Annotated in this window: 11 protein-coding genes; 10 read left to right on the top strand and 1 reads right to left on the bottom strand. The window is 41.5% G+C overall.

Translation table 11 applies throughout. From position 1 onward, the window contains the following. Positions 1-9: 9 nt before the first annotated feature. Positions 10-1,326: a nucleoside hydrolase-like domain-containing protein gene (locus IV512_RS09630; RefSeq protein WP_245224715.1), complete on the bottom strand. Its 1,317-nt coding sequence runs from the start codon at positions 1,324-1,326 to the stop codon at positions 10-12. Between the two features lie 262 nt (positions 1,327-1,588). On the opposite strand from IV512_RS09630, the gene IV512_RS09625 reads away from it, so the two are divergent. The 10 genes from IV512_RS09625 (at position 1,589) to IV512_RS09580 (ending at position 13,603) form a co-directional block, all read left to right on the top strand. Continuing rightward, positions 1,589-3,037, top strand: coding sequence for a nucleoside hydrolase-like domain-containing protein (locus IV512_RS09625; RefSeq protein WP_209402763.1), 1,449 nt, complete (start codon positions 1,589-1,591; stop codon positions 3,035-3,037). A gap of 345 nt (positions 3,038-3,382) precedes the next feature. Then, positions 3,383-4,822: a nucleoside hydrolase-like domain-containing protein gene (locus IV512_RS09620; protein ID WP_209402761.1), complete on the top strand. Its 1,440-nt coding sequence runs from the start codon at positions 3,383-3,385 to the stop codon at positions 4,820-4,822. Positions 4,823-4,846: 24 nt separating this feature from the next. Then, on the top strand, positions 4,847-6,181 hold the full coding sequence (locus IV512_RS09615) for a polysaccharide lyase family 1 protein (RefSeq protein ID WP_209402759.1): 1,335 nt from the start codon (positions 4,847-4,849) through the stop codon (positions 6,179-6,181). A 284-nt stretch (positions 6,182-6,465) separates the two neighbouring features. Beyond that, positions 6,466-7,233, top strand: coding sequence for a DeoR/GlpR family DNA-binding transcription regulator (locus tag IV512_RS09610; protein WP_209402757.1), 768 nt, complete (start codon positions 6,466-6,468; stop codon positions 7,231-7,233). Between the two features lie 35 nt (positions 7,234-7,268). Continuing rightward, the gene (locus tag IV512_RS09605) at positions 7,269-8,687 is read left to right on the top strand and encodes an L-fucose/L-arabinose isomerase family protein (RefSeq protein WP_209402756.1); all 1,419 of its coding nucleotides are present in this window, start codon (positions 7,269-7,271) and stop codon (positions 8,685-8,687) included. A gap of 1 nt (position 8,688) precedes the next feature. Continuing rightward, a complete protein-coding gene (locus IV512_RS09600) occupies positions 8,689-9,513 on the top strand; it encodes a transketolase (RefSeq protein ID WP_209402754.1) in 825 nt (274 codons plus the stop codon). A 6-nt stretch (positions 9,514-9,519) separates the two neighbouring features. Next, on the top strand, positions 9,520-10,491 hold the full coding sequence (locus IV512_RS09595) for a transketolase family protein (protein ID WP_209402752.1): 972 nt from the start codon (positions 9,520-9,522) through the stop codon (positions 10,489-10,491). Between the two features lie 5 nt (positions 10,492-10,496). Further along, on the top strand, positions 10,497-11,459 hold the full coding sequence (locus IV512_RS09590) for a D-ribose ABC transporter substrate-binding protein (RefSeq protein ID WP_209402750.1): 963 nt from the start codon (positions 10,497-10,499) through the stop codon (positions 11,457-11,459). Further along, the gene (locus tag IV512_RS09585) at positions 11,440-12,081 is read left to right on the top strand and encodes a DUF2291 family protein (RefSeq protein WP_209402748.1); all 642 of its coding nucleotides are present in this window, start codon (positions 11,440-11,442) and stop codon (positions 12,079-12,081) included. Before IV512_RS09590 ends, IV512_RS09585 begins: the two co-directional genes overlap by 20 nt. 4 nt (positions 12,082-12,085) lie before the next feature. Next, positions 12,086-13,603 carry a sugar ABC transporter ATP-binding protein gene (locus tag IV512_RS09580; protein WP_209402746.1) on the top strand — a complete coding sequence of 506 codons (1,518 nt, stop codon included), beginning with the start codon at positions 12,086-12,088 and terminating at the stop codon, positions 13,601-13,603.

The raw sequence follows: 13,603 nt of genomic DNA, 5'->3' as shown, positions 1-13,603 counted from the left end.
AGGGTGCGGCTATTCGAGCCATTTCCAACGTTCTGCCCAGTCCATTAAAAATGCTTTTCTATGTTTGGCAACAGTTTTAGCACCTTGTTGAACCCCCATGAAGAGTTTCTTTTCTGTACGGTCTCCGTACCAATTGTCACCCAGGGTATAATCATCGGGTGAAGATTTTCCAGGCCACGGTGTGATACTGGCATACTGTCCGGTAAGTCCGTCTAATTCTGCAATTTCGCTCGTGGTGGTATAGGTTGCTGTTTCAGGCTTTTTAGATGAATATTTTGCGGCATAGGTGCCATTGCCAATATAATACCCGTTCCATACTTGACCCGAAATCTCAATATTGAAGCAGACTGAATCCTGTGGAATATCTTTTTCCGGTCCTTCAAATTGCCATTCAATTACATCATAGGCCGCTATGGTATCATGGGCCGTGCTTTGGTTTTTAAAAATTGACCTGGTACTTCTGTTTATTTTCGTAAAACTACCTCCCCAACTCTCGCCTAAAGGGTCATTGGGGTCACCGTTCATCACGTAGGCCAGTGATGGTGTATCTCCCATTTTTATCTCCCCATCGTAATAGTTTACAAAATCTTTTCCCATATGACCGCGCCCTTCGATGAAGTTTTTGTAATAGTTCTTGGCATTTATATTTTTTGGCGAACCATCATCTATAAACCAACCACGGTAGGTTGCGTTGGCCTCGATTATCCATAGGTCGGGGTGTTTTTCGGCGATATACGAATAGGCGTTTACACCCCATTTTTTATTCGGACCACCAATCCAATAGACCCGAATGTTTTCTTTTATTTCTGGCGCATCGTGAAGCGCTTGGGCAACATCTTCTAACCCTCCCCAAACCAAGACCCACAAAGGCTGGTCGCTTGGTGTTTTTGCGCATTTGATAATCCAATCAGAGCCTTCGGTAGAGGTTTCGTAGCCTTTATAAGGTGATACTCCTATTGCACCTTGTTTACAAACAGCTCTTAATGAATCAGGGTGCGTCAACTCATTGGCATGTTTTTTAAGTTTGGGCAAATCTTTTTCATAGAGGTCGATGATGTCCAAAAAATCTTTTTTTCGGCCTGGGCCATAGGGCGAAGCAACTAATCCTTCAATGGAAACGGCATCGGAGTACATTAATAAATGAATCATTGATTGAAAATCATCTGGGTCTGTACCGCCTATATCACTGCTTATGAGAACTCTTGGCTTTGTTTTTTCTTGGGCTGTAGAATTACAGCTCATTATGAAAAAGCTTATGGTCAATAGTATAAAAATTCTTTTTCCGGCGCATTGTGCTTGGTAATCGAAACGCATGATTAAAGTCATAATTAAAATTAGTTGGAAGAGGTAAATTTCAAATCTATAAAAAAAGAAAGTAAACGAAAGTTAAAAAAGAAAAAATTCGTAAATTATGTTTGCAAAATTAGAAGTTACCCTTATTTTTGACAGATATGGTATTGGTAATAAAACTGTTATAAATTTAAAGATTTATAGGATTTTCAGGCCAATTGTTAACGAAGTGCGGTATTGGGCTTATTAGATTACATGTATTTTGGGGCTCAATTGTCAAATTTAATTCTCAACAAATATGATTTCTATTTTGCAAAGATTTAAAAAGGTGGTGTTGTCTCTATTAGTGATAACCCTAAGTATGGTGTTTACGGCAACCTTATACGCCCAAGAAAAGGAAAGAATAGTGGTTTTGACCGATATTGAGAACGAGCCCGATGATGCCATGTCACTGGTTCGTTACTTAACCTATTCCAACCAATGGGATACGGAAGGGATCATTGCAACAACTTCTATACATCAGCAAAATGAAATTGCGACTTGGCGCATACTAGAAATATTGGATGCCTATGAAAAGGTTCAGCCAAACCTACTGAAACACGAAAAGGACTACCCCACTGCAAAATATTTACGCTCTGTTGTTAAGGAGGGTAGAAAGGATTATGGAATGAACGCCGTTGGGGAAGGAATGGATTCTGAAGGGTCTGACCATATTATAGAAGTGGTAGATAAAGAAGATTCTCATCCCGTTTGGGTATTGGTGTGGGGAGGCCCGAATTGTCTGGCACAAGCTCTATGGAAGGTGAAAAATACACGAAGCCCTGAAGAAGTGGCTAAATTCGTTTCTAAAATAAGGGTATATACCATTTCGGATCAAGATGATAGTGGTCCTTGGCTTAGAAAGACATTTCCTAAGTTGTTTTATATCGCTAGCCCTGGTTTTCATGGATATGGGGGGTATCATATGGCCACGTGGACGGGTATTAGCGGAGACAAATTTCACGGTCGGTTCGCAGGTGGTAATTTTGAAATAGTCGATAATCCGTGGTTAGATGAGCATATAAGAAGTAAGGGTCCGTTAGGAGCTGAATATCCTCATATGGATTATTTAATGGAAGGCGATTCACCAAGCTTCATGCATTTGATAGATGTTGGCCTGGGTAACCCGGAAAAACCAGATTGGGGAGGCTGGGGAGGTAGGTACGAGCACTACCGGCCTAGAACGGAAAAATGGTTCATAGAGCCAGAAACAAGACCTCTTTGGACCAACGCGCGCGATGAGGTATTTGGTGAAGACGGCAGTTGGCATACCAGTAATTACGCAACCATTTTTCGTTGGAGAGAGGCGTATCAAAACGATTTTGTAGCAAGAATGGATTGGACTATCAAACCCTACGAAGAAACGAACCACCCACCGGTACCTGAATTGGCCCATTCGAATCAAGTGACCGCCGAACTGGGTGGCCGAGTTGAATTGAGCGCTGAAGGTTCTACAGACCCCGATGGTGACCAACTCTCTTATGAGTGGTTTCATTATGATGAGCCGGGCACATTTACTATATCGAATGGTAGAACAGGTAATCCTCTTAAAATAGATGATTCAGATCAGGTCAAGGCTTCGTTTACCATACCTGAAAATGCAGGAAGAGCTGGCACCCTTCACATTGTTTTGGCGGTCACCGATAATGGGGTGCCCGCACTTACGCGATATAAAAGGGTTGTAATCAATGTTGAACCTAAAAAGTAATTGAGATTCGTAAAAAATAATTAATTGTAAAGTTTCCGCCCGTATAAAATAAAAATGTTGGTGGATACTGTTGGTTTTGTTCAAGATAATGCGATATGCTGATGTGTAAGTCTCATTGAATAATAGCTTATCAACTTTAAAGAAGGTAGGTCAGTCGGTGGCAAAACATTAAGTATGACCAAGCCTTTTAAGGTTCAGAGAAGGTTGAGAATTGCAAGGTGTGATTTTCAATTAGCATGACAGCGGAAAGACCATTCTAATTTGAAATACGGAAAATAATGTGGCTTGAGTCACCCAACACTGGCTTGTAAAATAGTAAATTATAATATGATCGAAATTTAAAAAATGAAAGTGAATCATAAAGAGGGTCGACTAAGTCTGTTTATACTGTTATTTCTAATACTGTCAACGACTTTTGCTTTAGGGCAAGATAAAAATAGACTAGTGGTACTGACCGATATAGGGGGCGACCCCGATGACCAAATGTCACTGGTGCGATTGTTGGTCTATGCGAACCACTTCGATATAGAAGGTTTGATCGCAACGCCACATGGTGGGGAGAATTTTGTTGAACCTCAATATATAGAAAGTATCGTAAAAGCCTATGGCCAAGTTCGTAATAACTTAGAATTGCATGAGCCGGATTACCCAACTGAAAAAGAATTGCTAAATGTAATTGCCAAGAGCGTTAATTCAGACGATATGAAGTCTGTTGGCGGCAGTAACGACTCGTCCGGTTCAGAATTGCTCATTGCTGCTGTCGATAAGAATGATGAGCGGCCGCTTTGGGTAACGGTCTGGGGTGGCCCGAGCGTATTGGCGCATGCATTGTGGAAAGTGAGAGAAACCCGGTCTACAGAAGAGTTGAATGAATTTGTGTCTAAGCTTCGGGTATATGCCATTTCTGATCAAGACAATACTGGCCCGTGGATTCGTAAAGAGTTCCCTAATCTTTTCTATATAGTTACGCCCGGGGTGAATGTTGGGGGCGGCTTTCACCACGCTACATGGATCGCCATTGGGGGTGATAAATTCCATGGCCGTTTTGGCGGAGCTGATTTTTCACTTGTTACCAATGAGTGGTTAGATGAAAACGTTCGAAACGAGGGCCCGTTGGGGGCCAAATACCCCCGTTGGAAATTCATGATGGAAGGTGATACACCATCATTTTTTAATCTTATAAACAATGGCCTGAGCAATCCCGAGCGACCAGATTGGGGTGGTTGGGGCGGTCGCTATGAGCTATATACCCCAAAAACCGAAAAATGGTTTTTAGAGCCGGAAACCCGTCCGATTTGGACAAATGTGCAAGATGAGGTGTTGGGCAATGATGGAGAGTGGCATACTACCAATCATGCTACGATTTGGCGCTGGAGAGAAGCGTATCAAAATGATTTTTCCGCTCGAATGGATTGGACAGTGAAGCCATATGCCGAAGCAAATCATCCCCCAGAAGTTATTTTAGATCATTCGGATTATATAGTAGCCAAACCAGGCGAAAAAATTAATCTCAGTGCCACCAAGACCTTTGATCCCGATGGTGATGAACTTAGCTATAAATGGTTTTGCTACGAAGAGCCGGGTACACGCAGTATGTCAAACTCGACCACTGGTATAAAGCATACCATACACGATTCAGATAAATCTCAGGCTTGGCTAAAAGTAAAAACAAGTAGGGTAATGCCTCCGGGAACAGGTACTATGCATATTATACTAGCGGTTACAGACCATGGTTCGCCAAACCTGACGCGATACAAGCGAATCATTATAGATGTAGTGGAATAAGTATGAAAACTTAAAATTAATAAAATGAAGGTGTTCAGCTTTATAAGGTTGGTTTTTTTGCTCGGCTTCAATGTTATAATCGGGCAACAACTTGCTTTTCCGGGGGCAGAAGGTTTCGGGGCATATGCGAAGGGCGGTAGAGGGGGCAAGGTAATTTATGTTACAAATTTAGAAGATTCTGGCGAGGGAAGTCTTCGCTGGGCCGTTGAACAAAAAGGTGCAAGAACGGTGGTGTTCGCTGTCTCGGGGATTATCGACTTGAATAAAAGATTGGTAGTGGAAAATCCGAATATAACCATTGCCGGGCAAACAGCCCCTGGTGATGGTATATGTCTCAGGGGAGAAACATTGCTGATCGCTACAGACGATGTGGTGGTACGCCATTTGAGAGTTCGATTGGGCGATGGTATGCATGGTCAAGGTAGTCTGCAGGGCAAAGATGCCATTAGCATTTCTAAAGGAAAAAATATCATAGTAGACCATTGTTCGGCGAGCTGGAGCTTAGATGAGGTGCTTTCAGCATCGACCCGAGAACCTACCCTTACCAATGTTACGGTGCAATGGTGTTTTATTACTGAAGGTTTGAACCCCAGTAATCATGGTTACGGGTCATTGATACGCGGTACTGGGGGAGCCAAATACAGTTTTCTTAAGAATCTTTATGCACATCACAGACGACGAAGTCCGCGACCCGGCAACTACAATTCAAACCCTTACACAGAAGACCCCGAGGGCTTGTTGCTTGATTTTAGAAATAATGTCATCTATAATTGGGATGGCGGCTATGCCGGGTACAATGCCGATAGCATTAGCGTTACAAAATTGAATTACGTAGGCAACTACCTCGTGCCTGGTTTCAATTCAGAAAACAATGGAATCGCATATTCCACGGGTTCGCCTTATAACAAATCATATTTTATAGAAAATTACTATGCGGACGCTAAACCAGCAGATCAGTGGGGTTTAGTGTCTTTTAATGATTCATGGACGGAAACTAATATTCAAGAATATAAGCAGGTTAAGCCCTTTGAGACAGGTTTGATAACGACCTTGAGCGCTCCGGAAGCTTTCAGAAAAGTGCTTGAGTCTGGGGGAGCGACCTTGCCCAAGAGAGATACCGTTGATATGAGAATAGTGAGCGATGTAAAAAATAATACGGGTCAAATCATCAAGACTCAGGAAGATGTAGGTGGTTGGCCTATTTTAGATTCAGTTGCTCCTCCTTTAGATACGGACAAAGATGGCATGCCCGATACATGGGAGAATAACAATGGACTTAGCCCAAACATGGCCGATGATGGTAATCAGCTCAGCAAAGATGGTTATACCATGCTCGAAGTATATTTGAATGGTTTATAAGCAAGTTTTCATCTTATTTATGAGTGCATGAGCCCCACTTTAAATACTTGCCTTAGCTGTTTAGTCCCATGTAAAAGCCTTTCAACATTTTCTATTTCAAACAAATTTCGAAGAACCTCATAAGTATACAGGTGTAAAATCGTAAGAAACATTATCTTTTGAAAATCTTATAATGGTATATACGGGTTTTGACTGTAATATTAATCCTTAATTGTATCATTTTAAGAAGCAAAATTTATCGTTTGTTTTTTTAATTTACGAATTTTTACTTTTATATTTGAATTATGGCATTATTGGCAACGAAAAGAAGGGAGAAAATTATTGAATTCCTTAAAGAAGATGGTTCGGCGAAGGTTATAGACCTAGCAAAACTTTTTAAAGTCACAGAGGTGACCATCCGTCAAGATTTAGAAAAACTAGAGAATCAGGGGCTTATTATAAGGGAGCACGGCGGAGCTTTCTTGAAAGATATGGGCGATAAGGTCAAGAGCTTCTCACTAGTACATCAAGAAAATCTAGAGCTTAAAGAAACCATCGCGATTAAATGTCTCGATTTTATTGAAAGTGGTGATACGATTATTTTAGATTCGGGAAGCACCACTACTGAAATTGCTAAAAAACTGATCGGTTATAAAAACCTAACCGTAATTACCAATGCGTTGAATATTGCCCTTATGTTGGGTACAGAACCCGGTATCGAGGTGATAATGACAGGGGGAGAGTTCAAACCTCCGACTTTGTCGCTCACTGGTCAAAAAGCTGCTGACTTTTTTAAGGGTCTAAATGTTCAGAAATTGTTCTTGGCTACGGCAGGTATTTCTTTGAAATCGGGCTTGACCTATCCAAGTATTAGTGATTTGGTGGTTAAAAAGGCTATGATAAATGCAGCGGATATTACTTATCTCGTAGCGGATAGCACCAAAATCGGAAAAAATGCATTGGCGAGCTTGGGGGCACTATCCCTCATCGATTATATAGTAATGGATGATGGTATACAAGAGAAAGATAAGCAGGTTTTCAAGGATAATGAAATAGAAATAATTTTCGCTTAGGGGCTAATTCCTTTCGAAAAAAACGAAAAAAATAAATGTCCAAATCTAAATTAAGTATAGGTGTTATAATCGGAAACCGAGATTTTTTCCCCGATAGTTTGGTGGCCAAAGCGCGGACCGAAATCATCGATGTCTTTAAAAAACTGGGTATTCCACCCGTGTTATTGGAAACAACCGATACCAAACTTGGGGGTGTAGAAACTTTTAAGGAAGCCCAAAAGTGTGCTGAACTTTTTCAAAGGCATAGGCATGAAATTGGAGGGGTGTTGGTTTTGTTGCCCAATTTCGGCGATGAAAAAGGGGTTGCCGATACGCTAAAATTATCAAATCTAAATGTACCTGTACTTGTTCAAGCTTATCCCGATGAGCTTTCAAAAATGAACGTGGTCAATCGACGCGATTCTTGGTGCGGTAAGATTTCGGTCTGCAATAATCTCTATCAATACGGTATTAAATACTCGTTGACCACTGCGCATGTATGCTCTCCTACAGATAAGTTATTTCAGAAAGATCTGCTTGATTTTGTTGCGGTATGCCGCGTAGTCATGGGGTTGAAAAATGTTCGAATTGGGGCGGTCGGTGCGCGGCCGGGCGGTTTTAATACGGTTCGATATTCCGAGAAAATTTTGCAACGAAACGGCATTACGGTAACTACTGTCGATTTATCCGAAATTTTAGGCAAGGCCGATAAGCTTACCAAAGATGATGCTGCTGTAAAACAGCATTTAGATGCCATTAATTCATATGCGCCAAAAGGTAAGACTCCTGATGAGGCAATGATCCAAATGGCTAAGCTAGATGTCATCTTGAATCAATATGTAGAAGAATATGCGCTCGATGCTACGGCTATTCAATGCTGGACATCCCTACAGCAGAATTTTGGTTGTAATGTGTGTACCAGTATGAGCATTATGTCAGAAAATATGCTGCCATCAGCCTGTGAAGTCGATGTAACCGGTACCTTGAGCATGTACGCCATGCAATTGGCCTCTGGCTCACCAAGCGCCTTGGTCGATTGGAACAATAACTATGCAGAGGATCCGAATAAATGTGTGCTTTTTCACTGTGGTAACTGGGCAAAGTCTTTTCTTCCTGATATTGAGATAAGCAACGCACCGATATTAGGTACTTCTGTGGGAGTTGAGAATACCTACGGCGCCCTTGATGGTAGAACACCAGCGAACCCGCTTACCTATGGTCGAATCAGTACCGATGACCCTAAAGGTATAATAAAAGCTTACGTAGGGGAGGGAGAATTGACCGATGACCCGCTTAAAACATTTGGCAACAGGGCCGTTGCCCAAATCAATGATCTTCAAGGTTTGATGAACTATGTATGCAGAAACGGATTTGAACATCATGTAGTCATGAACGCTTCGAAAACTGGCGCTATTCTAGAAGAAGCCTTGGGTAACTATATGGGGTGGGAAGTATACCGGCACAATACAAAATAAGATGACGGATAAAGAATTACAGTTGAAATCGGTTTATTTGAGAAGAAACATTCTCAAATATATTTATATGGCCAAGGCAGGTCATACGGGTGGGAGTCTTTCCTGTATCGACATTTTGAACGTGCTTTATAATCGTGTATTGAATATAGACCCTGATGATGCTAAAAATCCCAATAGAGATAGGTATATACAAAGTAAGGGGCATTGTGTAGAGGCGCTTTTTACGACCTTGGCCGACAGAGGGTTCTTTCCCGAAAGTGATTTGGAAACACTCTGCCAGCACGAGTCGCATTATATAGGCCATCCCACTAAAAAGGTAAACGGGGTAGAGCAGAATACCGGTGCCTTGGGTCATGGTCTTTCAATTTGTGTTGGAGAGGCCATAGCTGCTAAATTAGACGGTAAGCCGCATCGAGTATTTACGTTGTTGGGCGACGGGGAACTTCCCGAGGGTTCAAATTGGGAGGCTTTTTTATCCGCTGCGCACTACAAACTAGATAATTTGTATGCTATTCTTGATTATAACAAACAACAAATTACGGGCGACAATGCAGAGGTAATGAACCTTGATTCGGTCAGGGAAAAACTGGAATCTTTTGGTTGGGCTGTAAAGGAGGTCGATGGTCATAATTTATTCGAACTGGAAGAAGCATTGAATAATGGTCCTCTAGTGGTAGGCAAGCCAAGCTTTATTATAGCAAACACGATAAAGGGCAAGGGAGTTAGCTACATGGAAAGAAATATTAAGTGGCACCACGGGGTGCCTAGTCCAGAACAGTACGAATTGGCGATGTCGGAATTGCAAGAGGCAGAAGATTTAATCTAAAGGCGAATGGAGTTAGATAAAATTGAAGAGAAAGATTTAAGAATGGGTATCGCCAATCAAGTTGTTTTTGCTGAAACACTTGAAAAATTGGCAGCATCCAACAAAAATATAATGGTGGTCACCAGTGATTCCCGTGGTTCAGGAAAATTGGTGCCGTTCGGTGAAAAATATCCAAATCAAATCGTAGAGGTGGGTATCGCCGAGCAAAATTTGGTCGGCGTCGCTGCAGGTCTTGCCTCCGCTGGCAAAAAACCATTTGCGGTTTCTCCAGCCTGTTTCATTACCGCAAGGGCCCTTGAGCAGATTAAAAATGATGTAGCCTATTCCGATAACCCAGCAGTGCTTGTAGGTATAAGTGCCGGTGTCAGTTACGGTGCTTTAGGTACCACACACCATAGCCTACACGATTATGCTGTTCTAAGAGCAATCAATAATATTTCGATTCTAGCTCCTGCAGATAACTTCGAGACAGAGCAGGCCGTTCATTTTGCCGCCGCCGCAGATAAGCCTGTATATATCAGATTGGGTAAAAAACCAATGCCTTTTTTGAATGATGTCGATGCCAAATTTGAATTTGGTAAGGGCCGTAGGGTTAGAGAAGGAAAAGATTTGATTTTTATCGCAACCGGCGAAACAGTTTATCCCGCATTGTCTGCTGCTAATGAACTGAAAGAAAAGCACGGTGTTGAATCTACCGTCATAAGTATGCATACTATTAAGCCCTTAGATACCGAACTGCTAGATAATTTAGCGGCGTATGGAGTGCCTATAATAACGGTCGAAGAGCATATGGTCAACGGAGGTTTGGGTGAAGCCTGTGCCTCACACTTAATGCAAAAAAGACACCATGTTCCATTCGTTATGGTAGGTATACCTGATGAATATACGGTAACGGGATCTCAAGTTGAAATCTTCAATTATTACGGAATTTCTAAAGATGGACTTTATTGCCTAGGAAAAGAAATGTTGTCAAACTGATGCTAATGAACCTACGTTTAGTTTTCAAAAATTTAAGTCCAATCTTAATTGCCAGTCTCGTTTTGTTGGTCTGGTCTTGTCGTGATAGTGATAAGAACGAAACAAAAAAAATGGCGGTTGTCGTTTCTACTTTAAACAACCCATGGTTTGTGGTGCTGGGTGAATCAGCGGCCGAAAGGTCAAGAGAATTGGGTTATGAGGCTACTATTTTTGATTCACAGAACAATACGGCAAAAGAGGCTGAGCATTTTGAAAATTTAATCGCTGCAGGTTTTGATGCCATTCTTTTTAACCCTACCGATGCTGATGGGTCAGTAAGTAACGTGAACAGGGCCAAACAGGCGGGTATACCCACTTTTTGTATGGATAGGGAGGTGAATTCTCTAGATGGCCCGGTAACCCAAATTATTTCCGACAGTTTTTCCGGTTGTGTAGAGCTAGGCCAATATTTTGTACGTCAACTAAATAAAAAGGGGAAATATGTAGAGCTTTTAGGTCTTGTCGGTGATAATAATACCTGGAATCGCTCAAAAGGATTTCACAGTGTTGTCGACCACTTTCCTGAATTGGAAATGGTATCTCAACAAAGTGCCGATTTTGATAGAAGCAAAGCGATGGAGGTTTTAGAATCCGTGCTTCAATCGAACCCTGATATCGATGCTGTATTTTGTGGAAACGATGCCATGGCAATGGGGGCTTACCAAGCTTTGGTAGCTGCAGGAAAAGCGGATAGTGTAAAGGTCTTTGGATTCGATGGCGCCGAAGATGTAATGAATGCCATTGGCGATAATAAAATTACGGCAACGGCAATGCAGTCTCCTAAATTCATGGCGAGAACCGCTGCCGAGTTGGCTGATAAGTATTTAAAGGGTGAGAGAGACATGAGCAAAAAAATGCCAATTGCCGTGGAGGTGGTAACCAAAGAAAATATTTCTGAATTTGGAGCGTATGAAGGGTCGACCGAGTAAAGCCAAAAAACTTATCAAAAATGTAGTCTTATTGGTGTTATTGGCCATTGCGCTGTACAACTCAGTTTATTTTAGGCCTTTAGATGAAGTGGTGAAATCTCAAAGCGACCTGAGTTTTGATCCGGCTTTAGCGGCTGCGGAATTTATGAACGATGGTATGGGGCAAATACAGGTTGCCAATGCTTCGGATTTGATTTCTAGACTGGAATCTGATTTGAATCTTACACTTGAAGAGCAAGGTAAGAAGTTGGGCATCAGTAAAAATTTTTACTTTATGGTCGAAGATGATGCACGAGTGATCAGTGTTTTAGATGAAGCGGTATTGGTGGGCCTTGGTGATGGTTCCGGAAGAGAGATTCGTATTGCTACCGATTTTATTTTTGGCAATGCCATACGTGAGGCATCGGGTATGTTCGATATTGGTGATTACCAAAATACGATGGATTTCAATAATATTTCGATCGAATTAAATAATCGAGTTCGAGACGAAATTATCCCTCCATTTTTAAAAAATATAAAAGAAGGTGATCAAATATACTTTAAGGGTGCAATTAAAATCAATCAAAAAGAGCCTGCTTTAGACGAACTTCGGGTAGTTCCCTTGGTTTTAAAAATCAACTAACTTCTTGTCGGTAAATAATCACATACTAACAGCTCAGGGTATCACCAAAAAATTTGGTGGCATAACTGCATTGGATAATGTGACCATCGATGTTCATCAAGGAAAGGTAAATGTTATTGTTGGTGAGAATGGTGCTGGCAAATCTACCCTGATGAAAATTCTTTCCGGGGTTTATCCCGATTATGAAGGTGATTTATTTGTAAAGGGTGAAAAGGTGAATTTTTCCAATCCGAAGGAGGCTATGAAAAAGGGTATTGCCATCATTCACCAAGAGTTGAATCTTATTCCGTATTTGACGGTAACCGCGAATATTTTCTTAGGGCGAGAAATTGAAGATGCTTTAGGTATGCTCGATTTTAAGCAGATGAACAAGCTGACGAAATCGCTTTTACAACGGTTGGATTGCGATATAGCACCGACTACATTGGTTGCCGATTTAAGAGTGGGGCAGCAGCAGCAAATTGAAATCGCCAAGGCTTTACTTGAAGATGCCAAAGTGGTTATTATGGATGAGCCCACTTCCGCAATCACAGATACCGAGGTCGAAAATCTTTTTAAGGTAATAGCAAACCTTAAGAAACAAGGGGTTTCCATTTTATACATATCGCATAAGTTGGATGAACTTTTTAAGATAGCCGACCGCTTTATCGGTTTAAGAGATGGGAAAATGGTCGGCACTATTGAAGATATTAGTGATGCATCTAAAGATGACCTTATCAGGCTTATGGTTGGAAGGGATTTAAAGAATCTTTATGTCAAAGAGGCATCACCTATTGGCGAAGAGATGTTGAGGGTTGAGAACATTTCACTGCCCAAGAATCGTGAAAAAACAGAGTTTTTGGTGAAAGATGTGAGCTTTTCCCTGAGAAAAGGAGAGGTTTTAGGCATTTTCGGACTGATGGGCGCTGGGCGCACAGAGCTTTTGGAAACCCTGTTCGGTCTACACCCTAAACTGATGTTGGGCAAAATCTATATCGAAGGCGAAGAGGTGAAAATCAAATCGGTTACCGATGCCGTTAACCTAGGTATGGGGCTAGTTCCTGAAGACCGAAAAGAAGATGGTTTGGTTCTGCAAATGCAAATTTGCAAGAATGTTAGTATGGCCAGCATCGATCAGACCATTAAAAACGGATTTTTGAGCAAACAGTTAGAAGGTCGCCTCACCAAGAACTATATGAGCGACCTGAAGATAAAGGCTTCTTCGGAAAAGCAGTTGTCAAAAAATCTGAGCGGTGGCAACCAACAAAAGGTGGTGTTGTCTAAATGGTTGGCAACCACCCCCAAAATTTTGTTTTTAGATGAGCCCACCAGGGGTATTGACGTAAATGCTAAAAACGAGATTTATCATCTCATCAATAATTTGGCCAAGAATGGTCTTGGGGTTTTGGTAGTCTCTTCTGAGCTGCCGGAGGTAATGGCTATTTCAGATAGAATATTGGTTATGGGAGAATCTCGAATTACGGGAGAATTCAGTCAAGAAGAGGCCAATGAAGATGCGATAATGAATGCCGCTATTTCTTAA

The organism is Pseudozobellia sp. WGM2 (genome assembly GCF_017810075.1).
In the GTDB taxonomy this organism is placed as follows: domain Bacteria; phylum Bacteroidota; class Bacteroidia; order Flavobacteriales; family Flavobacteriaceae; genus JADNYK01.
This window is presented reverse-complemented; position numbering and strand designations above follow the sequence as displayed.